Source organism: Veillonella parvula, assembly GCF_002005185.1.
Lineage (GTDB): Bacteria > Bacillota > Negativicutes > Veillonellales > Veillonellaceae > Veillonella > Veillonella parvula_M.
Genome location: NZ_CP019721.1, coordinates 449,946 through 474,335 on the forward strand (window position 1 = coordinate 449,946; position 24,390 = coordinate 474,335).

The 24,390-nt window shown below is 36.1% G+C and carries 28 protein-coding genes and 1 tRNA gene; 5 read left to right on the forward strand and 24 right to left on the reverse strand.

Translation table 11 applies throughout. The features are described from left to right. Positions 1-212: 212 nt before the first annotated feature. The 6 genes from B1A77_RS02200 to B1A77_RS02225 form a co-directional block, all read right to left on the reverse strand. Complete coding sequence (locus tag B1A77_RS02200; RefSeq protein WP_077707784.1) at positions 213-842, reverse strand: superoxide dismutase; 630 nt, start codon at positions 840-842, stop codon at positions 213-215. Between the two features lie 360 nt (positions 843-1,202). Then, the gene (locus tag B1A77_RS02205; protein WP_077707785.1) at positions 1,203-1,742 is read right to left on the reverse strand and encodes a cysteine hydrolase family protein; all 540 of its coding nucleotides are present in this window, start codon (positions 1,740-1,742) and stop codon (positions 1,203-1,205) included. Between the two features lie 230 nt (positions 1,743-1,972). After that, positions 1,973-2,485 carry a phosphatidylglycerophosphatase A family protein gene (locus tag B1A77_RS02210; RefSeq protein WP_024061508.1) on the reverse strand — a complete coding sequence of 171 codons (513 nt, stop codon included), beginning with the start codon at positions 2,483-2,485 and terminating at the stop codon, positions 1,973-1,975. Positions 2,486-2,495: 10 nt separating this feature from the next. Next, positions 2,496-2,891, reverse strand: coding sequence for a hypothetical protein (locus tag B1A77_RS02215; protein ID WP_077707786.1), 396 nt, complete (start codon positions 2,889-2,891; stop codon positions 2,496-2,498). A gap of 100 nt (positions 2,892-2,991) precedes the next feature. Then, a complete protein-coding gene (locus B1A77_RS02220) occupies positions 2,992-3,336 on the reverse strand; it encodes a zinc ribbon domain-containing protein YjdM (RefSeq protein ID WP_004698208.1) in 345 nt (114 codons plus the stop codon). A gap of 126 nt (positions 3,337-3,462) precedes the next feature. Further along, the gene (locus B1A77_RS02225; protein ID WP_008714715.1) at positions 3,463-3,825 is read right to left on the reverse strand and encodes a MerR family transcriptional regulator; all 363 of its coding nucleotides are present in this window, start codon (positions 3,823-3,825) and stop codon (positions 3,463-3,465) included. Positions 3,826-3,891: 66 nt separating this feature from the next. Between B1A77_RS02225 and B1A77_RS02230 the strand changes: the two genes are divergently transcribed. Further along, positions 3,892-4,269, forward strand: coding sequence for a carboxymuconolactone decarboxylase family protein (locus B1A77_RS02230; RefSeq protein WP_008714713.1), 378 nt, complete (start codon positions 3,892-3,894; stop codon positions 4,267-4,269). A 631-nt stretch (positions 4,270-4,900) separates the two neighbouring features. Further along, a complete protein-coding gene (locus B1A77_RS10275; RefSeq protein WP_414008502.1) occupies positions 4,901-4,945 on the forward strand; it encodes a hypothetical protein in 45 nt (14 codons plus the stop codon). Between the two features lie 176 nt (positions 4,946-5,121). Here B1A77_RS10275 and B1A77_RS02235 read toward each other — a convergent pair whose 3' ends face one another. Then, positions 5,122-5,619: an ECF transporter S component gene (locus B1A77_RS02235; protein WP_024062721.1), complete on the reverse strand. Its 498-nt coding sequence runs from the start codon at positions 5,617-5,619 to the stop codon at positions 5,122-5,124. A gap of 230 nt (positions 5,620-5,849) precedes the next feature. Between B1A77_RS02235 and B1A77_RS02240 the strand changes: the two genes are divergently transcribed. Continuing rightward, positions 5,850-6,416: an NAD(P)H-dependent oxidoreductase gene (locus B1A77_RS02240; protein ID WP_077707787.1), complete on the forward strand. Its 567-nt coding sequence runs from the start codon at positions 5,850-5,852 to the stop codon at positions 6,414-6,416. A gap of 137 nt (positions 6,417-6,553) precedes the next feature. Here B1A77_RS02240 and B1A77_RS02245 read toward each other — a convergent pair whose 3' ends face one another. From B1A77_RS02245 to B1A77_RS02285, 9 genes are all read right to left on the reverse strand, one after another. Continuing rightward, a complete protein-coding gene (locus B1A77_RS02245; protein WP_077707788.1) occupies positions 6,554-6,841 on the reverse strand; it encodes a DUF2695 domain-containing protein in 288 nt (95 codons plus the stop codon). 13 nt (positions 6,842-6,854) lie between these two features. Then, on the reverse strand, positions 6,855-7,361 hold the full coding sequence (locus B1A77_RS02250; RefSeq protein WP_077707789.1) for a YfbM family protein: 507 nt from the start codon (positions 7,359-7,361) through the stop codon (positions 6,855-6,857). Between the two features lie 103 nt (positions 7,362-7,464). Continuing rightward, positions 7,465-8,058 carry a hypothetical protein gene (locus B1A77_RS02255; RefSeq protein ID WP_077707790.1) on the reverse strand — a complete coding sequence of 198 codons (594 nt, stop codon included), beginning with the start codon at positions 8,056-8,058 and terminating at the stop codon, positions 7,465-7,467. Positions 8,059-8,087: 29 nt separating this feature from the next. After that, positions 8,088-8,894, reverse strand: a complete 807-nt coding sequence (locus B1A77_RS02260; protein WP_077707791.1) for a hypothetical protein — start codon at positions 8,892-8,894, stop codon at positions 8,088-8,090. Between the two features lie 25 nt (positions 8,895-8,919). Next, complete coding sequence (locus B1A77_RS02265) at positions 8,920-9,462, reverse strand: hypothetical protein (RefSeq protein ID WP_077707792.1); 543 nt, start codon at positions 9,460-9,462, stop codon at positions 8,920-8,922. A 36-nt stretch (positions 9,463-9,498) separates the two neighbouring features. Continuing rightward, positions 9,499-10,005 carry a hypothetical protein gene (locus B1A77_RS02270; RefSeq protein WP_077707793.1) on the reverse strand — a complete coding sequence of 169 codons (507 nt, stop codon included), beginning with the start codon at positions 10,003-10,005 and terminating at the stop codon, positions 9,499-9,501. Positions 10,006-10,076: 71 nt separating this feature from the next. Further along, a complete protein-coding gene (locus B1A77_RS02275; protein WP_077707794.1) occupies positions 10,077-10,508 on the reverse strand; it encodes a hypothetical protein in 432 nt (143 codons plus the stop codon). Between the two features lie 20 nt (positions 10,509-10,528). Beyond that, the gene (locus tag B1A77_RS02280; RefSeq protein WP_077707795.1) at positions 10,529-11,344 is read right to left on the reverse strand and encodes a DUF2262 domain-containing protein; all 816 of its coding nucleotides are present in this window, start codon (positions 11,342-11,344) and stop codon (positions 10,529-10,531) included. A 118-nt stretch (positions 11,345-11,462) separates the two neighbouring features. Then, positions 11,463-12,293: a DUF6630 family protein gene (locus B1A77_RS02285; protein ID WP_077707796.1), complete on the reverse strand. Its 831-nt coding sequence runs from the start codon at positions 12,291-12,293 to the stop codon at positions 11,463-11,465. A 656-nt stretch (positions 12,294-12,949) separates the two neighbouring features. Here B1A77_RS02285 and B1A77_RS02290 point away from each other — a divergent pair. Continuing rightward, a complete protein-coding gene (locus B1A77_RS02290; protein ID WP_024062611.1) occupies positions 12,950-13,705 on the forward strand; it encodes a type II toxin-antitoxin system PemK/MazF family toxin in 756 nt (251 codons plus the stop codon). Positions 13,706-13,888: 183 nt separating this feature from the next. On the opposite strand, the gene B1A77_RS02295 is transcribed toward B1A77_RS02290, so the two are convergent. The 7 genes from B1A77_RS02295 to B1A77_RS02325 form a co-directional block, all read right to left on the reverse strand. Further along, positions 13,889-14,434 (reverse strand): hypothetical protein, encoded by a 546-nt coding sequence (locus tag B1A77_RS02295; RefSeq protein ID WP_149026229.1) that lies wholly within the window; start codon positions 14,432-14,434, stop codon positions 13,889-13,891. Positions 14,435-14,584: 150 nt separating this feature from the next. Next, on the reverse strand, positions 14,585-16,066 hold the full coding sequence (locus B1A77_RS02300; protein WP_077707799.1) for an LlaJI family restriction endonuclease: 1,482 nt from the start codon (positions 16,064-16,066) through the stop codon (positions 14,585-14,587). Next, positions 16,063-18,261 carry an AAA family ATPase gene (locus B1A77_RS02305; protein ID WP_077707800.1) on the reverse strand — a complete coding sequence of 733 codons (2,199 nt, stop codon included), beginning with the start codon at positions 18,259-18,261 and terminating at the stop codon, positions 16,063-16,065. Before B1A77_RS02305 ends, B1A77_RS02300 begins: the two co-directional genes overlap by 4 nt. Continuing rightward, positions 18,254-19,324: a DNA cytosine methyltransferase gene (locus B1A77_RS02310; RefSeq protein WP_024062607.1), complete on the reverse strand. Its 1,071-nt coding sequence runs from the start codon at positions 19,322-19,324 to the stop codon at positions 18,254-18,256. The genes B1A77_RS02305 and B1A77_RS02310 overlap by 8 nt, the downstream gene beginning before the upstream one ends. A 3-nt stretch (positions 19,325-19,327) precedes the next feature. After that, complete coding sequence (locus B1A77_RS02315; protein ID WP_077708639.1) at positions 19,328-20,044, reverse strand: DNA-methyltransferase; 717 nt, start codon at positions 20,042-20,044, stop codon at positions 19,328-19,330. A gap of 202 nt (positions 20,045-20,246) precedes the next feature. Then, positions 20,247-20,323, reverse strand: a tRNA-Arg gene (locus tag B1A77_RS02320). A 48-nt stretch (positions 20,324-20,371) separates the two neighbouring features. Then, positions 20,372-21,364 carry a 5'-nucleotidase, lipoprotein e(P4) family gene (locus B1A77_RS02325; RefSeq protein ID WP_077707801.1) on the reverse strand — a complete coding sequence of 331 codons (993 nt, stop codon included), beginning with the start codon at positions 21,362-21,364 and terminating at the stop codon, positions 20,372-20,374. 270 nt (positions 21,365-21,634) lie between these two features. Here B1A77_RS02325 and B1A77_RS02330 point away from each other — a divergent pair, with 270 nt between their 5' ends. Then, the gene (locus B1A77_RS02330; protein ID WP_077707802.1) at positions 21,635-22,516 is read left to right on the forward strand and encodes a hypothetical protein; all 882 of its coding nucleotides are present in this window, start codon (positions 21,635-21,637) and stop codon (positions 22,514-22,516) included. Between the two features lie 153 nt (positions 22,517-22,669). Here B1A77_RS02330 and B1A77_RS02335 read toward each other — a convergent pair whose 3' ends face one another. Then, positions 22,670-24,133: a catalase gene (locus B1A77_RS02335; protein WP_012864949.1), complete on the reverse strand. Its 1,464-nt coding sequence runs from the start codon at positions 24,131-24,133 to the stop codon at positions 22,670-22,672. Between the last annotated feature and the right edge of the window lie 257 nt (positions 24,134-24,390).

The window sequence follows — 24,390 nt, forward strand, 5'->3', positions numbered from 1 at the left end:
TAAACGATATCGATTAGAAAATCTGTATCCATGGCTATACTTTTGAAAGTTATTTATAAGATGAAATAACAGTAATAAAACACCGGATAATCGATCATGTAGACCAACTATCCGGTATTTACGTTACATTATATTATTATGCCTGTTTCTGTTTCTGTTTCTGTTTCTGTTTCTGTTTCTGTTTCTGTTTCTGTTTCTAACAAGTGTACCACTTAATCATGATGTGGTTTCAATGCTTTTTCGTAGTTTTCAGAAACTTTGTCCCAGTTAATAACGCGGAAGAATTCCTTGATATAGTCTGGGCGACGGTTTTGGTAGTGCAAATAGTATGCATGTTCCCAAACGTCCAAACATAAAATTGCTTTTTTACCTTCCAATAGAGGGTTGTCTTGGTTCGCAGAGGATGTCACTTCTAGCTTGCCATCTTTGTTAACTACAAGCCAAGCCCACCCGGAGCCAAAGCGTGTAGCTGCCGCAGTAGAGAAGCTTTCAACAAAAGCATCGTAGCCACCAAGTTCAGCGTCGATAGCCTCTTTCAAAGGACCTTGCAATTTAGAAGTATCTGGTTTTGTCATGATTTCCCAGAACATGGTATGGTTCTTGTGACCGCCACCATTGTTGATAACTGCTTGACGGATATCTTTAGGCACATTAGCAATATCGCCGAGAATGCAGTCTACACAACCATACGGAAGATCAGGATATTTCGCGATGGCAGCGTTCAAATTATTAACATATGCTTGATGATGCTTGTCATGATGCAATTTCATTGTTTCAGCATCGATAACAGGCTCAAGGTAATCATAAGCATACGGTAATGGTGCGAGTTCGAAAGGTTTCATAGTAGTCCTCCTTAAATTTAGGGCATAGAACAATGCTAACTATTTCGTATCATCGTTCTTGTGAAAGCGATTCGATGCACCTGCATCGGTAATATAGAATCAATCTACTAGCATAGCATATATACTTTAAGAAGAGACTGATTATCCTAACGTAACCAGAAGTTAGGATATAATCTTTTAGCTAACAAATTGATATGAATTATCATTCTTTATCTAATTGTACACATTATATAGAAAAACGTCAATATAAAAGACGAACATAAAAAGGCCATAGGAACTCCTACAGCCTTTAATTAGTTAATTGTTATGTGACTTTTGATCAGCAAAAACACATAGTTTTATATAAATTTAATCTACAAATTAGTCAATAATGCACTGACACATTCTCATCGTTGTTAATGCCGCTTGATGGGACTCCTCTGTTACGCCAGCACAGCAATTCGAATCAATATGAATAGGAATCTCTGGCAAGCCTGCTTTCAACAAGATTGCATTGGAAACAACACAAATATCCGTGCATAAGCCGATGAGAGTAATAGACTCGATAGGATTAACGGTATTCATCCCCTCTAGTCGATTCACCAATTCAAAAGATGCGAAATTGGGTTTATCCACAAAGGATACGGGGCTCATAATTTTACGGTTCTCCGCCGCCTCGATCAAGCCGTCTACAATATGCCATCCCTCGGTATTTTTCACGCAATGTGGCACTGGTAAAAGCTTCCCTTCTTGACGCTCCAAGTAATCCCTATCATGTGTATCGCGAGTAAAGATAATAGGACCATCAAAGCTTTCAATTTTCTTACGCACATTATCTACGATTAACTGTGCTTGCGATGAACCAAGGGCACCATCTACAAAATCATTTTGCATATCGATAACTACTAGAACCTTTTGCATAGCTCCTCCTGTATATAGGCTACAAAACAAAGTACTTATTTCCAATCAATATTATTTATACTCTTTATTATTTATACTCTTTATTCTTTATACCATCAATAGTATCTAGCAACTCTATACATTATTATCATGTTGTTGTGAAAGTGTCATCAAGTTATTGTGAAAGTGTTATCAATGAGTCATCGAAGCCCACCTCATACTTTATCGACAAGTAGATATATAATGGACTTCTATTCTTCTGCTATAGCATGTTGCACGCGATTTGGTTCATTATGTGCCAATTTTCCTGCCGCTGCTGCCGCTACGGCACCTACCAAATCATCGAGGAATGTATTACAGCGTCCCCCTTCTTCGCTATCTAGTTTTTTGATGATACCTGGCTTCACCTTGTCTAAATAGCCATAGTTTGTAAAGCCAATGGACCCATATAAATTAACGATGGAAAAGGCTAAAATTTCATCAATCCCATACAGGCTTTCATCATTAGCAACAATGCGTTGCAATGGCTGAGATAATTTATTCTGCTCCGTTAACTTATCAAGCTCTACACCCGTAATAATCGCATTATGCACCTCGCGTTTAGATAGTACAGAAGCCACACTTGTGCGACACTCTTCTAGTTTTAAATTCGGCATATACGGTTTTTGTACGTAAAAAACAAGCTCTGCAATGTCATCTAATGTGACACCACGCTCAGCGAGAAGATCATAAGTATATTTCTCTAAATCTTTCGTAGTTTCCATAAGCCCTCCTTTATCGTTTCTTAGAATTAGTATCAGGTAGCATGACAATACTAACGGGAATCGTTACAACAAGCGCTTCATCAGTATCAACATGTTTAGTATTCCAAGCCGCTTCTTTAGCAGCCTCCTCAAAGATAGGGTACGCTTCACGATCTAGTTTCCAATTATTAGGACCTGCTTCAACAGCTACAATATTACCCTTATCATCCGTCTTAATCTCTATAGGAACGATTAATGTTCCATCTGCACTCGTTTCAAAAGCCTCTGGTGGAATGATCACATTATAAGAAATCTGTTGTTGCAATTCATAATTACGCTTGTCCGCAGGCTTTATATCTGCAGCTATAGAACTAATAGGACTCATCACAGACACTAATAAAGCCAACAATATAACACGGTTAAACATAGTTTCCTCTCATCTAAATACTCTCATACTATATGCATTATAAGTTGATTATACCACGAAAAAATCCCTACCGAATTTTTATCGGTAGGGATTCCTTAGATTAGATTTTCTTAACCATTTCAGATTTCAATGCCATCGCACCGAAGCCATCGATTTTACAATCGATATCGTGACCGTCGCTTGCATCGGTGATGAGTCGAATATTTTTTACGCGCGTACCTTGTTTTAATACACCCGCACCTTTTACTTTGAGGTCTTTTACAACAACAACTGTATCGCCATCAGCAAGCTCGTTGCCATTAGCATCGCGAATGATACCCGCTTCAGCTGCAGCTTGTGCATCAGCCGCTGTCCATTCGTTGCCACACATAGGGCAGATAAACATATGGCCGTCTTCGTATGTGTACTCATCGCCACACTTAGGGCAGTTAGGTAAATTTGCCATTTAGATCTCCTTTTTCACTACATAATGAAAGTATTATACCATACCTTGGAAACCGAGCTCTATATTGATATGATGACCACTGGCTTCATATTAATACAATGGCTATATAATATCTACAATACAAAACTACTCAATCTCATTTTTCTTTACTAAAGTTTCATATAACTTCAATTTATCTTCAAGATTGTTCTTATAGCCTTCCAATCGTTTGATTTCAGCCTCAATAAACCGATAGTGTTCCTGCAACAGTATCATTCTTTCACGGGCCGTATGAGCTCCGGCATACCGCAAGTCCGCATATCGCTTGATGTTCACAAGCGGCATCCCCATGTCTTTCAAGCGTTTAACAAACTGTACAAAACCCACGTCCTCCGCATGGTAATTGCGAATGCCGTTCTGTCGCTCGATGTGAAGGAACCCCTGATCCTCATAATATCGCAATGTAGAAATAGACAGTCCTACCAATTTTGAAAATTCACCGATTTTCATACTTTCACCACCTTGACCTCAAGTATACTCGAGCATATATCATACGTCTAGACGGAGGTAATAATTATGAAAGAAACACGTTTTAACATCGGTATGAACACATTGAAACAAATTGACGGACTGCACGGCGAGGAGGTGTATAACACAATTCAAGAGATTTCACCGGCCATAGCCGCTTTATTGGTCGAGCTATTCGGCGACATCTACACGCGCCCCAACTTGAATTTCAAGGAACGGGAACTGATTACACTCGCATCCCTCTTAACGCTGGGTGGTTGCGAGGCTCAACTGAAAGTACACACTAATGCGGCACTCAATGTCGGTATTGCGCCCGAGCAAATCGTAGAGGTCTGCACCCACTGCATCCCCTATGCAGGATTTCCACGCGTACTGAATGCACTATTTACGGTGAAAGCAGTCTTTGAAGAACGAAACGTACTATAACGACGGCAACAAAAATAGAGGATCCCGACGGACCCTCTCAACAGCATTATTATATTATGTACATTACACGACGCATCCAGATTGACGATATACGACAATCTCATTATAATGTAATAAAGAGATAGTCGACGAGTGGTTCCGTCAGGCTCATCCCAAAACATTATAAGACATGCAAAAATGGCCTTTCGTTTTCAGCTACCAGTTGGTAACGAAGGGCTATTTGTCGTTATTACGACAAATCAGCACTATCAATGCGCCAAAGGAAATAACGACAGTTAAAATCCCGAGGACAATCATAATGACTTCATAAGCATTCATAGGCTTTCACCCCCTTCAAAGAAAAAGGGTATCCCAACCTCGTTCGACTATCTTACGTTTATTATAAACCGAACTTATGTTCTATGCAATAAAAATCTATTAATAAATATTAGTCTATTTATAACTAATAAAAGGGAGACTCTTGATAGAGTCTCCCTTTTATTTGTGTACAAGTTGTACGAAATTAATCCATATTTTTCAATCAATATTTTCTGCTATATACTAATAACGAAAGAGCCATTAACGTGAGTTGGGTTCATCTCCGTCTTTTGAGGGAGGTGACATTATGACTGTATACGAAGCATTATCATTAATGATTTTATTCGCTACCCTCGTAGTGTTAATTCTTAAGAAATAATCAATATATTGATTATAAAATAAGATAAACCTAACGTTTAAGACTAAGTACGGCAATACTTAGACACGTTAGGTTTATCAAATTCACAATTTCTTTGATGAGCCTAACGCCTAGAACACGTTAATTGGCTCTTTTGTACTTATAGTATAGTCTGAATTCTAAAGACTGTCAATTTACTATCCAAGTCGTTTACGCAAAATCGCATAGAGTATCATGCTAATAATAACGCTCATAACAGCTTGAATAGTATTAGTTAAAATACTTGCAATGGCTACGCCTGGGTCGAATACAAAGTATTCGGCGATAAAGTAGCCTGCTACGATAACAATACCGCCTACGATAGTTGCTACCAAGGCAGAGGTAGTTGTCTTATTGTTATAGACAGTACCGACAAGATAGCCTTCAATGCCTTTCACCACGAAGGTGATAGGTACAAAGACTGCATAGCCGAGAAATAAATCAGCTAGCGCCGGACCGATAGCACCAATATAGGCGCCATATTTTCGACCTAATAATAGAGCTGACGTCATAATAACGACATCTCCTACATTGAAATAGCCGCGAATGCCAGGTACTGGAATTTTCGTGTACATGGTAAACAATGTTGCGAGGGCAATCAATACGGCTGTGAGTACTAACGCGGACGTAGTACTGCGGGTTTGAACGTGTTGCATAGCGTCCTCCTTATAAAAATAGACATGTGACTATATCCATCACATGTCTATACTATATACCTTTATAGTAACACCTGCAAATAAAAGAAATTAACAATACTTCCTTAGCAAATTCTATCGTCATTTACTTTCAGAATAAATACTCTTCACTGGACTTTAACTTAATATAGATACCATTTTATTATCCAGATTCCCTCAAGCAACGATGATTAATCAGAAAGGAACTAGTCATGAACATTTTAATCATTTACACCTATCCTAATCATCAAAGTTTTAATAGCGCTATTCTGAAAGTAGTGCAACAGAATCTTTCAAAGAATCACAATGTGAACATCTTGGATTTATATGAGGAGCAATTCGATCCTATATTGCGATTTGATAACACGCACAAACGTCGAGATTTAAGCACTGTGCCAGACATGGAAAAGTACCGCAATATGATTACTTGGGCAGACCATATCATCTTTATCTACCCAATTTGGTGGAGCGGTATGCCCGCAATGCTCAAAGGCTTTATTGATCGCGTATTTACAGCAGGCTTTGCCTATTCATACGGCAAAAGAGGCCTTATAGGTCATTTACAAGGGAAATCAGCCTGGATTATCACCACACATAACACTCCCGTCTTTTTGACGCCGTTTATTCAGGACTATGGCAAGGTATTAAAAAATCAGGTTCTGAAATCCTGTGGCATTAAACCTGTTACACATACCCAGTTGACGGGCACAGAAAACAGTTCGGACGAAAAACGCCGGCGTTTCTTAGATAAAATCGCTAAGATCGCCAGCAGTATTTAACATTTCTAGTATACTATGATTTTTTACCAAAGATTACTTGGTTACCAAAATCACAAATAAATTTACATTAGACTGCTTACAGTTTGCGCTAAGTCAAAAACAAACTGTATACGAAAACCTTCCCAATTACATAGATATTACTCTTCAAATCTCTCTTCTACATTGTAGAGAACCTCACAATCACACCCGCCACCTTCGTTAATAATCCAGGCTAGTACACTTTCAACATCTACGCTCTGCTTTTCCAAAAATTCTCTTGTGAAAGTCAAACTATGATCGCAACCATCATTTGTCTCTAATTTCTCATCTACATAGTCAAAGAGATTCCAAAATAGCTCTTCATCCATAGGCAGATTATCTTTAAACGATTGCCTTTGCTCATCAGCATAAGCCTTTAGCAATTCCTTTTTACGCGCTTTGTCCATTATAACCACCTTTTTAACAAATCGAAACTACTGCGTGGCCCTTCGCTTCTAGCACTTTTTTATAGAACACCTTCATCTGCTCGAAGTCATGGAGAAGCTCATCTATGATTTCCTCCTCTTCTTCGTCATAGTCCCAAATATTTGGGTATAACTCAGCCTCTTTACAGGCTTTCATATCGAAAGATTCGAGTGCTTGATCCATATCAAACTGCTCTAGAGCCGCTACGATATCAGCTATTTGAGAATGTTCCGTATAGGCCATATAGTCTGATAAATCCTCTATAGACGTTACACCAAGCACAGCTTGACTAAGTGGATTATCATCTATTCTATGATCAGTACTCACACCAGTAAGCACGAAGTGAAGGACATCCCACATCTTATCGATGTCGAGCAATAACTCGTCCTCATCGCTCCACTCTTCAACGGTTTCAAAAAGATCCTTCTTTGATGAGCCTAACCCTTTGAGTTCTTTTAAGCTTTCATCACTTATACAATTATAATTTGCAATGAGTCCCATACTCTAAAACCTCCCTAGATACTCAGTAATCTAAAACTTACATAGTTACTTAGGAATCTATAATCTCCATAAATGCCGAATAATTCGAAGCCTCCACTGATAGTTAGTTCTCTATCTCTGTCAACAATTCTAGCAACGTAACCTCATATTTGTTATTTTTGTCTAACAATGGCTTACATAATAGAAGCACTTGTAAAGAATAGTAGTAGAAGCTAAAGAACAGATCATCCGGAAATACCTCTTCTTCCTCATATCTAAGAACATCTTCATCTTCATCATATTCTTCAGACCAAAGATACTCTTCGTTGAGCATATCCTCAAAGTTCGATAATTGATCTACATGTTCTAGCATAAGACCATCTCTAATACACTCAGCAATAATGATGAATAATTCAGCTAATTCTTTTACTAAATATCTTGCGATCTGATTATGGCCTTGTTCTTCAACGGCTTTTTTTAAAATACGTAATAGAAAAATCAACGCAAAGGGCGTAGCATGCCATAAAGTCGATTGATGCTCAATGTTTTGGGCCAGCTCTTCACCTGCCGCATCAATGGCATCAACGTCCTTCATATCCCACAACACCTCAAAATGAGCAGGAAAATCTGTAGCACGGCCGTAAGTTGTGGTCAAACGATGCCAGGGTATATCACTGACTTTCACAGTTTCTATATATGTTTGAGTTGTTGCATTCATCGCATCTACTCCCTTTTTTAGCGCAATAATTATTGGTGAACAATATCTTTCACCAATTCATTAGTATCTATCAGGCGAATTCTACCTCTTCTAGGCTCATCTGTAATCTCGGTGTAGATATCGTCCAATGTGCCTGCCGGTGCTAGTTTCCACAGCTTGCACGGATACAGTTCAACAGCCCCAATGATTTCTAAATGGTCTAGCAATAGGCCTAGATCTTTATGATTAAACCAACAATCGGTATCGATACCGAAATTTGTATTATCTTTACGACAGGAAATTTGACTATTTAAAAAATCATCCATACTAGGTTTGTGCGCTTGTAAAAGTCTTGTACAGGCCAAATGGTACTCGATTTTCCGCGGTGATTGATCCACGTCAGATACAAAAATAGCTCCATACTCGTTTTCAAACTTAACAGCTAATACGTCGCCCACCTTAAAATGAGGTTCTCGCTTTGTTTTAGATTTACGAACCTTTAGAGGCTTTGGATTTTCACTTTGTAGTTGTACGGCTAATGTATCTAACACCTTTTGCCGTTGTTTGAGCGCCTTACTATCAATTTCTAGCCAAAACTCATGAGCGCCCTTCGCGATTATGTCTAATGCATTCTCTTTGATATCCTGCGGCAGATGACCTATCTTCCACAGCGAATAGGCTACGGCAGTCCAATAAATTTCTGTATAGAATTCGTCAGTACAAAAATTCTGCTCTTCAGCCAGAATTTCTGAAACAATGGTATCAATACTGATACCATCTCTATAGCGCTCAACAATCAAATTATAAATATCATGGCCATCATCACTATCTATGATTTTTACTCCATCAATAGCCATATAATTCTCCTTTTAAACAATACGTCTAGAAAAACAGATTATGTGATTCTGTAACGGTTCCATCATCTTCATGGAAATAACAAATATATAAAGGAACTCGATGTGCAGCGTCATAGAATTTTTGTAATTCAGCAGCCACATTTGCTTCTAAAGGCATGCCTAGCACCTGAACAACGGTTTCCCATACATCCATTTCTGTATAAGAAGCGATTTGATCATGTCGCTCATTGGCATAGGCTTCAAGAGTAGATATGTCCGTATATTGGCTGGCGTCACAATAATCATGCCAGCAAATGCTATACACCAACAAATGGATTAAATCATCTACACTTTCAGCTATACGACCACATTCCCCCTCGCTACTCATATATCCGATAGAGCCATCCTCTAATTGATGATATTCGCCACCGGCACCATCACGAGCAAAAGCTACTCCGTCCACGGAAAAGGTACATCGCCCCTCTACCTCATCACGTTTTGTAGGTTCATCGAGTAAAAAGAAATCAAATAGAGCATCAAAATTTGCTGCCAAGTTAGAATCTTCACACAATAGTTTTAAATAATCCATATTCTTCCCTCTTATTGATTCTCTCATCTCTCTATTTCATCTATTATTTTCTCGTAATGCCAATAATGCAGAAACTTCATCCATGTCGAGATTAAACATATTACTTTCAAGATCAATTGGCTCAAAATAGTAGCGAACCGTATCCGCCCCAAATTCATCGTCTAATTTGGACCATTCTGCCCCTGAAAGCACGGTAAATCCGAGCGTATCATTTCCAAGGCTTTCAACAAACCAACGCACCTCATAATCAGGTTTAACGAAGTCGTTGAAGTATTTGATGGTCACATCCCGATCTTTCTCATTACCGTAAGGAATTAAGAGTTCTTTATCGCCTTTTTGTAGCATAATATCGTCACCATAGGGTTTGCCATTACTAACGGGTTGAATATCGATAGGCTCATCCATCATGTCATTAAAATAGTTCACCACATCTTCGTCATCCTCGCGCCAGTCAATCCAGCTGATAGCTTCGGAATCAAATAAATCATTTAGATTCATATCATTACTAAAGAAATCTTTGACTAGATTATACATACCTTCCATCGTCACTCTCCTATATACCTTTTATGTCTTAAGCTAGGCTACTACACCCATTTCGCCACTTTAACATAACTCTAGAATGTTTCGTAAATCACATCTTGTTGAGCAATAAAGTTATCATCAAAACTAACTAATATATACAAATGCCCTACCAGAGATTCTCCCACGTCATAGCCTAGTGCAAATGCATCGTAACAACCTGATTTATCCAGCATTATATCCGTTAACGTTAGTACAACAGACTCTTCTTGCGGTATTCCCTTTTGTATGAGCCCCTTCGCCAGTTGGTCTAATTCATCTAATTGAACATATAATTGCTCCCATATTGATAGTGAAAGTACATCATCTTCAGTATAACCGGTACAACTAATATTAAGTTTTTTAAAGGCTTGTCCTACATTCTCTAAACGATTAGTACCCAATCGGCGAGATACAAAGTAAACGCCATACGGTTCTTCAGACCAGCTTTCAACATTCCATAATGTCATTAATTCCGATTTTCTCATTAGGACGCTCCATTAGTTAATCAGCCTGCAATATCTGCATCAACAGGGTTCCCATCCGCATCAATATGGGCTATGATACAGTGTCCCCAGAAGATATCATCGTCGTCATAATAGACCTCTATGGTGCCATCATTACGAAACGCCAATTCGCCCATAGTAATACGCTTGGCAAATACGTCCGCTGTAATCGGGTCTTGGTCATCATTGTCGAGCCAATCATTAGCAAGGTCTAATAAGTGCTCACTAATGTATGCACTAATTCGTTGTTCAAAGTCTTTGAAATTATCGATTTTATTGAAAGCCTCCAATGCAACGGTGCAGCTTTCATCAGAACCCTCGTCCACATCAAGAGTGAATGCATAATCATCAATTCTCGCTGTGTAATATTGATACTCTCGATTTAACAGGAAATTGCCCCTGTCAGTATGAAGGTATTTAGGGGTTTTCAAATAAGCCGACAATGCCTCTAACTCGCTATGTTTAGCATGTTCCTCTAATACCTCAAGCACATAATAGCGATTATTCCAAGAAGGACGCATATAGCCTAAGTCCTCCAAGGGTTTTGCTTTCTTAACTAACAATTTATAGACACCATGAGGCTCAAAAGAATAACCCCATCTATCTTTAAGACCATCAATAATCCACGTCAAAATACCTTCGCTGCGGTCAAGTACTCCAGTTCGTGTATCTAGGATAGCATCGGTGGATACTAATGGTCTATGGTACTTATCCAAATAAGGACTAGCCCCATTCGCATCACTGCGCGGCAATGCATAAATTTCAAACTCTTCCGATTCAAACTCGGCTTCATATTCTGGCAAACGTACAATACTCATAATACTCTCTCCTATTCATCACATTTATACGGTGCAAACTGTTTACAGTTAAGAATTACGACCTTTTATGGATACTGCCACATTATAATCACGCTACTCATCATAATTTTCTGTTATATCACGAGCGTTCAGCTACATCGATTCTATGTAACAGCTCTTTTGCTAGTTCTTGGGCTGTTTTGAATTCCTCATATGAAAGCACTATTAGCACAAAGCTATCTGTTCCTATGTCCATATCTACTAACTTATAGTTTTTCCACGTAGAATTAAGATCTGTACTCCAATCTGTAATGCATTGCTCTTCATCTAGTGTAGCGGTATCAACAACTAAATCTTCGCCAGCATCTAAAGACTTATTACGTATTAACATCTGTACATAATAAATAAAATCCTCTAGTTCACATTTATAGCTTAACTCTACGGCATATCCTTTAGAGACTAGTTTCTCATAGAGGTTCCACCAGCTATCTTCTAATTCTTCCATGGAGCGCAACTTAGCCTCGGTCATAAAAGATTTAGCTTGTTTAGCATCGCCTAGTAATAACGTTGCTAGCTCTGTAAATGTTGGTTTCATCTGCTCTATATCTAGATTTGCTACTTCTACACACAAACTACGATCAGGTACTCTGCGTTTTTTCACAAAAGCCCGCATCATCTTCACCGCATCAGGATAACTCACATCTGCCATACGATAGGTCTTACCATCTATGTCTAAGAATATATCCACTGCGTCCTGCGTTTTCCCTACACGAGCTTTCATCGCAGTACAACCATTGATCGCATGAGATGGGTATAACTCCATGTACATGAAAAATCCATCATGCATGGCCTTTAGAGTATTATCTATACCAACTATGTTAAAACCGTTTCGATTATAATCAGGGCTCTTCATACGCCACTCTTCGTAGTTATCGAAGAGCTTTTCTTGAATCCAATTGTAAAAGCTCATATACACTCTCCACTATATACTGTTGCTTACATATAATACTTAACTGACTATGTAACTGACTATGTAACTGAATATGTATCTTAATTATATCATTATTAAGAAATACTTATAATAAAAGGACGGCACTTTTAAATTTAAATGGAATGCTTATCATAAAGGCACTGTACTTTCATATTTAATAGGATAAAAAAATACTCCTACAAGTACATCTTGTAGGAGTATTGATCACATTATTTATATTTATATTTTTATTTAGATTCTAACTTAGCTGCCAATTCATTATATTTTCGTTCTAACTCATTATATTTTTCAGATAGGTCTTTCATATCTTTGTACCCCTAACCGGAATCGAACCAGTGATATCTATTAACTATAAATAGATATACAATTTTCATCATATATCTATTTAATACGAGTGTATCTATTGATTATAATTATAACTTAATAATAAGAAGACTCTCCTTTATCTTGTATTTAATATACTCATCTTACTTTCCCTTTATATTCAAAAGTATAATTTTTAGGAATAACACCAGTATCATAAATTAGTACCCGCAAAAGATTTTAAATACATATTGAAATGTGATAAATAATCCGCTACTATAACAATATAATATCCTTAATACTATTTTCAAACTATAAAATAGGTGATGAATATGTCTATTCAAAGTATAGTTCAGAAGTTAGATTCCATCTCCCGAAATTCACATGTGCATTTTAAAAAACTCGACGATTGGATAAATACATATCTTGATTTTATTCCTCTAGAAAACAAAAATTGTGAAACAAAGCTTCCAAATATAAAACGCGGTCAAATTCTTTATGTTAATTTTGGGTATAATGTTCTAAGTGAATTCAGATATAAACATTATTGTGTAGCACTAAATAATAGTCCCAAAAACAATCCTAAAGTAACAGTAGTTCCAATAACATCTAAATACCATCCCCATCAATTATCCATCAGTTACGAACTCGCAGATAACTTAGAAACTATAATTAGAGATAAAGAACGCTCTAACTTTTGGAAACCATTTAGAATGATATATCCCGAATTACAGACTAGAGGCTTTACAGCAATTTCACCAGCTATAGGAGCATATGATACAATACTTCCTAATTGTACTAACTTCATCAATCATGCCATGACATATTTATCAGATGAAGATATTGAATTACGAAATACTCTAAAACAAATACTAATATCACTAAAAAAATTTGATAACTTTTACAAATCCTCCCCTAAGCTTTTACAGTCTAGCTTTTTAAAAGTAGAAGATATCACGACTATTAGTAAAGCACGAATTATTTCTCCTCAGTATAAATCACACCCTTTATACCAATTAATGTTATCTACATCTACATTAGATCGACTTGATCAGGAGATTATTTCTAAATTCACAAAGCCGAATTGACGTTTGAGTAAAGCCCATTTATAATATAGATATAGACAAGGGCTAGCCCCTTACAGATATCTGTTTCTTAAAGAGTAGCTTGCCTACAAAAGTAGCTGTCATTAGACTTTCCTAATGACAGCTACTTTATTTTATAGCTTAAATACATAAATTATAATTTCAATTTAAAATTCTTAAACGCAATCATCGATTATCTATTTTATAAGGATATGGTGGAGTTATTAACTTCAATTTAGAAAGTTTTTCTTTATAACCGTCCCCCACCTTCGTTATTCCATAACTATCTCTATACCATTCATTTCCTTGAAAATCTCTAAAAAATACGCCAACCACTAAAAATTTAGACATTCCTAGCCCTCGATATTGCATCGTAAAGTATTCTCGGCACTGCCCACATATCTCCCTAACATAGCAAGCTTTTGAAGTGCATTGCCCATTAAATATATCCATATTATTCAAGCCTTGAAGGACAATAACATCATATACTTTAAAATCAGATTTATTATGAATCATAATCAAACTTCTATTTTCATCAGGAAATATATTGTCATAGCTAGACTCTATCTTTACTGCTTCACTAAGTGATTTATAATACTGTTCTTTCAGCCAAAACTTTTCATTGTTTGTACGAGATCTCCAACTATTGTACAAGCTTACTACCGAAATAAAACAGCTAAATATTGCTATAATAAGAGTCCAATTAAAATCATAAATAATACTTTCTATCATATTAATCACCCATAATAACAATATACTCCCTCTAAAATAATTGATCATGAAATATAAATATGGCCTTTATGCACTCAGCTAAAAATCAAACTAGGAACACGTATTAAGAATAAAATATCTCAATATCAAGATATAATTTAACTTTTACTTTTACAAATGCAATCTGCTAATAGCCATTTTTCTTCTTTGCAAATAATATTCAAACATTATATGCGCAGGAATTTCTCGCACTTGAATACATTCTAAACCTATTTTATTGAGCATCTCTAACTGAGCATAGCCTATATGAGTAATATCATCTTTTTCCGTAGGCATCAAAAAACAGTTTTTTACATGTTGTATTTCATTTAACTCAATAAAATCTTTATAGGCTAATTGATATAAATATTGTTTTGTGATATCCCCAATTCCTGGTTGACCATTTATCTTATTATTTTCTAATCGTATTGTATAGTACTTAGCATCTAATATAACAAAGCTATATCCATTCCCATATTGCTCTACAGAGATCAAATCAGGTATAAGAGTATCTGAAAAAGCAATATTATTCTTTGTAGATATCCATTTGGGGCGTTCTATTAAATCCTGTAAAGTCTTAGGTTTAGTATCTAATATATTATTAGGAATCTTTACCGGTTGTGGTAAAGGTAATGATGATAAAGGTACTTTCAACTTATTATCAAAAACATCTGCACAAACACATTCCCATACTAGATTAAAACTATTAGTCCCAAATAAATTGATATTATTAGCCTCACTTACAGATGAGTATTCCATTATCAATGCTGACATGAGCTTCAGTACATACTGTTTTCTCGAATTAAATTCAATATTAAGTTCATTAGAAATACGATGAAGAAGATATTCTTTATCGCCCAAATCCTCTAACAAAAGATCTGTCAAATCAACACCTTGTATATCTAATAATTCAAGTAATGTCAGTTCTTCAAGTTCACGACTACAATGAGTAAGCAAACACTCATGAATTCGTTGAATGAAGTTTTTATCATCAATTGTATTTTTGCGTGTCCATAAATTTATATAATAAGGCTCTTCCTCTTGCCACATGGGGTGAATAAAGTTAATAGTTCGATTCCAATTAATTTCTCCAACACCATTAAATTCATGTACATTCTGTGTATTAATATAAATTCCATTTTGGAAATAATCATCTAACAAAGCTATAATTAGTGATAATCTACTAAATGATGATGCTTGGAGACCTTCACAATATAATTGTATAGACTGAGTATTTGTATTATATCGATGTAATACCTTAAGAACCTGTTTTAATAACTGCCTACATTCAGTTTTATCCTCTATCTTATCATGTGAAAGTAGATACTTGGGATAACAACATAACAAATACCCATCAACAATTATAATTCCTACATAGTTAAAGATATAACATGAACTATCTTGATTATCACTTTCCCAAAATAAATAATCATCTAAAATAACAAGATTAGATAATTCTAAATGCTTAGATATTCCTTTAACCAGCTTTAAAATCCCATAAGCCTTAAGATTACTTATAAATATATTTAATTGATTAGCATCTAACTCAGAAAACAACTCCATCAGTTCTGACTTTGTATAAAGTTTTCTTTCGCGGATGTAAACCGACTTCATACTTCTACAACCTTCGATTCACTATTTTCAGTTATTGTTTCTTCTGTATTCTTTAACCATTTAGAATTAACAACTCCCTCGGGGAAAATTCCAATTCCAACTTCATCAAAAGCACTACAAATAGAAGAATATCTACTACTAGTTTCACATTTAAAAAATAATCGACGTTTTTGTTTAACTACATCATCGAACAAGTACATTAACACCTTATTTTTAAAGGTTTTATTAAAGCTATCATTATCTTGTAATGCAGATTCTTTCAAAAAAAATGGCCCCATTAATTTATCTTCGTTAATGTTATAACTTTCAGTAGACAACTCATCATTAATTGCCTTACGCAACCCATTCCAAGAAATCAACTTGTCCGATTTTCCGACTTTAAATCTTGGCCGTACCCCAAGATCAGATAGCTTATCTTCTCCATCATCAAGTCCATAATAGGAAAACTCCCAACGCCGTTTAAACGCTGTATCCATAGGATATACACCTTGATCTGCACTATTCATAGTTGCCCAGACGAACATATTCGAAGGTATTTTGATAGTATTAACATCATATTTGCCCACAAGCTGGCTTTTTAAAAAGTGTCTCATATCATCACTTGTTGTTATACTATATTCACTTTCCCCATTATCATTTCGATCAAGCAATTGGAATATATCTCCAAACACAGCTGCAACATTAGCACGATTAATTTCCTCTACAATTAATACGTAAGGTTTATGAGGGTTTTTTAATGCTTTTACTAAGAGTCGCATAAACGGACCCGGCACATATTCATATGAAATTTTTTCTTTATATGAATCTTTTGATAACAACTGGACATATTTTCTTAATGCTCGTCCATGATTTCGTTCAACTGAATTATTCTTAGCAGCCTGAGTCCCATCTTGCTTAATCGTTGTAAACTCATCATCAAAATATAATCCTAAAAGAGCAGGTAACCGTGTCAAATCATTATTATTTTGAAAGGTTTCTACAAGAGTATCATATTTTTCTTGTGTAGTCTTAGTCTCATCTAGTAATACTGAGATAACATTTTTCGTATCTTCATCTAATCCATCAAATTTACTTGTCTTCATAATCGGTTTATAAGAACCTACAAAATTTGCATATGTATAATCTGGATGAAATGTTATTCTTTCAATCTGTTCATCATTATTGCTAACTAGAGCCTCTGCTTCCAGCTTTAATGCATAAGATTTCCCTGTCCCTGGTGCGCCAAAAAAAATTCTTTGTCTAGATATATTATTATCTATATAGATAGGCTCATCTAATTTTGAGCTAATAGCTGAGTCTATATTAAATTGATTGGAGTAACTAATATTAATATTGTTAGAAGATAACCGCAAAAAACATCTAACTCTGCTCTCATATTTCTGTAAATCAATATCTTTATCAGGCACAATATCAACTACATTATTGGAATACTCTAAAAACGAATTTAAGTTATCCTTTAACAATGACTTTAATATTCTTAATGAGCCCTTAGGCTCTTCATCACCATTAATATCTATTGGTCCATTAGCATCGAGAATTTTTCTATATATGCTATCCAAATTAAAAATAATATCCTTATTATTATCTACAAGTTTAAATACAGCAGGTTCAGATAATACAGTTATTAACTCTATCAAATTCTTTTCTGCTTGTTTCAAACGGTTAGCATAATTATCTTGTTGACTATAATCTTTTTCAATACCCAACCAATATAACAACACACCTAAATATAACTCTCTATCAGTTTCAATCAAAGAATTAATAATGTCTATATTGATTGTATATATTAATTTTTTAGGGTATCTAACCCTTCCAGTTCTTTCAGCACTATAAGGCTTAGAACTATCTAAAAATTCAACTTTAGCCAATCTCCAAATCAACTCAAAAGCAACAATTAAAGATTCTATTTGCGCTGTAAATATTGGGTTTGCATTAAGATTACTCAATAGATTATCTTTATCAATACTTATAATTTCAAAAGTATCTATCATACTAATTATTTTTTCATTTAAATCATTAGTTAAAATAATCTGATCCTTATCCTGAACTGAATACTCTAATTCTCCTGGAGAATCAGAAACGACCCATAGGAAAATAATCATAGCTAAAGCACTTTTAATATTAGGGAATGAAGATTTTATACCTAATTTTAAATCAATATCAGGATATATATTCAAGGGGTTTGGTCTATTCATTATTATCTCTCTTTATATCATTCATAATTACACGTGCTATTTTTCTAGCTAATAACGGCGGAACAGCATTTCCAACTTGCTTCATTTGGGACATTTTACTGCCAATAAACTTAAAAGTATCAGGAAAAGATTGTAATCTAGCCGCCTCTCTGACGGTAATAGCTCTATTTAAAAATGGGTGAGTAAATTTTCCAGAGGAAGGAGTATCAAATCTAGTTGTTATTGTTACTGCTACATCATTCTGTTTCATTCTACTCCAAGTCCCACTATATACAGACTTCGTAATATGTTCCTTCGGAAGTATTTCTTTCCCCGCATTTGGAGGAATCAATGATAAACGCTCTAATGCCAATGCAGAGTGTTTTGTTGCCATATGATTATATAGGATTTTAGATCCTTTACGCATTTTCTTTTCATAATCACTCTTAGGTGAATTTCGATATTCCTGTTCAAATTCACCTTCACCAGATTCAAGATATGCTAAGTCACTTATCGCATCCCAAATAGTGACCTTTTGCTTACAAGGTAGGGGCAATTCAGGTGGAGTCGCTAAATATTTTCCAATAATAATGGCTCTTCTACGATTTTGTGGTACCCCATAGTCTGCTGCATTCAGAACGCCATATCGTATAGAGTATCCATAGCCCTTAAACAACCCCTTAATTTCATTAAGAAAGAAACCTTTCTCTGCTGTTAATAAATTAGGAACATTCTCCATTACAAAATACTTAGGCTTTACGAATTTTACTACTTCAACATAATGTTTAAATAAAAAATTTCTTTCATCATTTATTGTTTTTCTTTTACCCTTTTGTGAAAATCCTTGACAAGGTGGTCCACCTATTACTACATCTATTTTATTAACATATTCTCCAAATACTTTACTCAAATCTAAAGACGTTATATCGCCCACAACAACGTTTGTACTCTTATGATTCTCCTTATATGCAGTCGCAATTGATTGGTCAAACTCATTTGCTAATAATATATCAAACCCTTCCATCTCAAATCCCAATGAAAGTCCTCCTACGCCTGCAAATAAATCTATAACAGTTGGTTCCATAAGTCATCCTTTTATTCTAGAAACAGCTATATCAAAATACTTTTTATCTAACTCAATTCCAATAAATTGTCGATTATTTTTCTGTGCTACAACACCTGTAGTTCCACTTCCCATAAATGGATCAAGTACACAATCCCCTTCATTAGATAGAACATCAATAAAGTGTTGTATTAGAATTTCGGGTTTCTGCGTAGGATGCTTCCCATATCGTCTCTCACCATTAGGGGTAACCGAAGTTTCGATAAAATCATGAATAAGTCTTCCCTGATTATTAAAAATACCCGTTCTCTTTTTATACGTAAAATATATCCAAGCCTCTGTAGAATTCACAAAATGTAGGTTCATATTTCTTGGCATAGGATTAGTTTTATGCCAAATCCCCGTTGTTTTATAATAAAATCCATGCTTCTGAGCTAATCTTATAATTGTCTCTACCTTTATAATAGCCATAAAGACAATCATTGAACCGCCTTTTTTTATAACTCTAGCTGACTCTTCAAAAAAACAATCCATAGATTTTTCCCATTCCGAAAAGTCCATATCATCCCAGCCTGCTGATCCAAAAAAATTATCTCTCATTTTACTAAGATTCGTATCGCGGTTTCTCATAAAATTTCCCAAATTATAAGGAGGATCTGTGATGATTAGATCAATAGAATTTGTATCAATTTTTTTCATTGCTACTATACAATCTTCATTATATAACTTCGTTTCTAACACTATATTATCCTTCCTAAATGGGTCCATAATAATTAATTGTACAAATTGTTTATTTACACCCTTCATTATACAAAAATACTATCAATCTTTTTATAATATAAAAAATAGACTATAAATACAAGGTTACCTATTTATAACAATATTAAATGGTAAAACAAAAAGACACAAGGCATTTAAAGCCTTATGTCTAATAGATTTTAATTGGTGCGCCTAACCGGAATCGAACCAGTGACACGCAGTTTAGGAAACTGCCGCTCTATCCAACTGAGCTATAGACGCATGTATACTTTATTATATCGTTTTTAATAAAGTATACGCAAGGCGTCCTTATTGTTGTAGGTATTGGTTATTTACTTGTTTTTGTTCTTCTGGGCTGAAGTTTTGGTAGCCTTTAGCTAATGCACTTACCCAAGATCCGTAAGCAGGGTTTGGGAATACCACAAAGGTAGTACCAAAGTCTTCTTTATGAGCATCGATGATGCTATTTCTTTCAGCTAGTGTCTTACCTTTTGTGCCGATTGGGAAATCACCGGCGTTATCGCCCATATATACAATGACATAATATTTTTTAGCAATCATATCAAAGCGAGGTTGTTTATCAGAGTCTTTTTCGAATAGTAGTACATGGTCTTTATCGACAGAGGGGAATCCTAGTTCTTTAAAGTTCTGTATCGTTACATCAAGGTTTACAGGTGCGTAGCGGTTTGAAACATAGAAGATTTCTACCCCTTGTTTATGTACTTCATTTAGGAATTCAACAGCGCCAGGCATGGCTTGCGATTTGCCTTGATGCACGGCTTGACGCCACCAAGGAGCATCAAAACGGCCATTACCATTTACAATGCTTTCACCCATCAACTTGGTATTATCCACTACGGTTTCGTCCGCATCAAGAACGATAGCTAAAGGTTTTCTTTGATGAGATGGATCAGTAACGGCCATCTTAACGGCATTCATTGCCACATTATACCCTTGATACGCCAACGCTCTGTACTCTGCAGAGGTACGCATCCATAGCAAGCCCATCGTTTCAGTTTCGGCTTGGTACTGTTGCTTTTGCTTGAGGGCTTCCTGTGCCGCTACATCATTAGCTACTACATTATTAGTTACTGTATGATTTGTTGTAGCACTAACTCCATCATTCTTAACTGCTGTAACAGTAACAGGCTGAACTGATTGAGCCTGCATTACAACAGCAGCAGAAACAGAGCTATTCATTTTTACCTTAGTCGGAGAATCCGCTTGTACCACAGGCCCTATACAAAGGCTTCCTCCAATACAAGCCACCGCCACATACCATGCCAAACTACTAGATTTCATAACTGCCTCCTATTCACATGTAACATTTCGTGTAAATTCAACACATCATATAATTCTACATAGTTATACTAAAATCCTTTTAAAATTTGTATATTTCTAAAAGCAAAAAAAGATCCTATGCACCATACCATAAATCGATTCGATTCAGATAGTTGCTTAGGCTCTTTTAGGAGTTAATAAGTACAGTTTTAAATCTATCTATGCAAAAACTATGCTATAATACAGCTATTGATGGTATTAGAGATTTCTTACTAAAGAGAGGTATATGTAATGAAACTATGTAAACGATCAATTATTATCAGTTCACTATTAGCTGTATTAGCTATATCATCTGCATATGCAGCTGCCCCTGTGCAATCTACCGAAAACACAGATACTGCTATGGTTGATATGGATTACTCCAATCTTCCAGAGCTAAAAAAATCTATCGAAAGTGCAACACCGGCTATGGTCCAATCTACTCTTGCTGCTTCTAAGGGAAAGCCTACTAAAGATAAGCCCGTCTATTCGACAGTCACTATGACCGGTAACCGTGTTGTATCCGTAAAGACCTACAAAACTAAAGAAGAACAAGAAAAGGCCATGTTAAAGGAGCGTGAACGCTTAGACAAGGTCAGTGCGGAACGTCGTGCTAAACGAAAAAATGAAACTCGCGCGGATATGCTAAAAGGTTTAAAAGCAATACCTATGTATCCACCTGTTAATGAAACACGAGCATTACAAAGCGAAATGTTCTCTCAACCATTTGGGAGACAACTCGATTTGCGTTTAGTAGAGGCCTACACACAAGATTACGACAAGGCCAAACCCGGCGATATTTATGTCTATGCAGATTATGTGGACTATACATCTAAGCAACTATTAGGTGAAAAAAATGATACTACTGCTATTTCAGCCATGATTCTACGTACAATCATGAGAAAGGACGAAAATAAAGCTTTCAGCATCGATGTAAATGCGTACTTCATAGACCCAACAACGCATACGATTTCCATAAGTCGTTCTGAAGATGTAAAAGGCATCGATATCAAGAAAAGTGAAATAGCTGAAACCGTATTTAAACTACCGACACACCAGCTACAACCGGGTGATCCACAATATGAAATTGCTAAGCTCATGTATCAAGACTTAACAAGTAAAAAATTTGATTAGTAATATTTAAATACACTCTCCACAACAAAAGCCCCTCCTTACTATGAGCTACATAGCAAGGAGGGGCTTCGTGTTAGTTTAAGAAAGTTCTTTTATCGCATTAGTATTGTTTAGATAAACTATTTTAATGCTGCTTAAATAATATCTTTAATCTTATTTCACATCGCTGAAATCGATGTTCATACCCAAGGCTTTAGCAACGCCTTCGCCATAAGCTGGATCACATTGGTAGCAATGTTTTGCATGACGTTCTTTGATAAAATCAGGTACGCCATTCATAGCTGCTGCGGTGTTATCAAATAAGACTTGTTGTTGTTCAGGGCTCATGAGGCGGAACAGTTTACCTGGTTGTGTAAAGAAGTCAGAGTCGTCTTCATAGAAGTCATATTGGTAGGCTGGGCCAGATACGTCGAGAGGAGGATTTTTAAATTCTGGTTGTTCAGCCCATTCACCAAAGCTATTTGGTGCGTAGCCAATTGTAGACCCATGATTTCCATCTATACGACCTTGCCCATCTCGGTGATAGATATTTACAGGGCATTTAGCGGCATTAACAGGGATTTGATAATAATTTGCCCCTAGACGATAGCGTTGCGCATCCGCATAGGAGAACAAACGACCTTGAAGCATTCTATCAGGAGAGAAAGAGATACCAGGAACGATAGTAGTCGGTGCAAATGCAGCTTGTTCTACATCTTGGAAATAATTTTCTGGGTTGCGATTAAGTTCCATTACACCAACTTCAATCAATGGGAATTCGTCATGATACCATACTTTAGTTAAATCGAATGGATTGTACGGCATATTGTTAGCTTGTTCTTCGGTCATCACTTGGATGCATAATTTCCATTTAGGGAAATCGCCTTTTTCAATAGCCTCAAAGAGGTCACGTTGGTGACTTTCACGGTCACTAGCTACCACATTAGCCGCCTCAGCGTCGGAAAGATTTTCAATCGGCTGTTGGCAAACCCAGTGGAATTTAACCCATACGCGCTCATCGTTTTCGTTAATAAGACTGTATGTATGACTGCCGAAACCATGCATCGTGCGATAGGATTTAGGAATACCACGGTCACTCATGACGATAGTTACTTGGTGGATTGCCTCTGGCAAGCTAGTCCAGAAATCCCAGTTTGCTGTCGCATCGCGAAGATTTGTTTTCGGATTCCGTTTTACAGCGCGGTTCAAATCAGGGAATTGCAATGGATCGCGGATAAAGAATACCGGTGTATTGTTACCTACGAGGTCCCAGTTTCCTTCTTCCGTATAAAATTTTACGGCAAAGCCACGAATGTCGCGTTCTGCATCGGCCGCACCACGCTCACCGGCAACGGTGGAGAAACGTACGAATAACGGCGTTTGCTTGCCTACTTCAGAGAAAATTTTTGCTTTCGTATATTTTGTAATATCGTTAGTTACTGTGAAAGTACCAAATGCACCGGATCCTTTAGCATGCATGCGGCGTTCAGGAATCACTTCGCGCTCAAAATGCGCTAATTTCTCCATGAGCCAAACATCTTGCATCAATACAGGACCACGTTTACCTGCTGTAGCAGAATTGCGATTATCTGGTACGGGAGCGCCAAAGGCGGTTGTTAGTTTCTTTTCATTATTCATGTTACAAACTCCTACTTAGAGATCAAAATTAAAGTAATTTACTTTACATAATTTTTAAATCATATATCTCAATTACGATAAAAATTATTAACGGATAATTATTATCCATTAATATATAATTAGAATAGCACAAATTTTTTAACAGAACAACCCTAAACCTTTATAAATTTTGTATACACGATATCATTTATAATTTTAAAATGAGAATTTCAATGCTATATATTTAAATGCTGTTAAGATGTACCTACAAAAATACG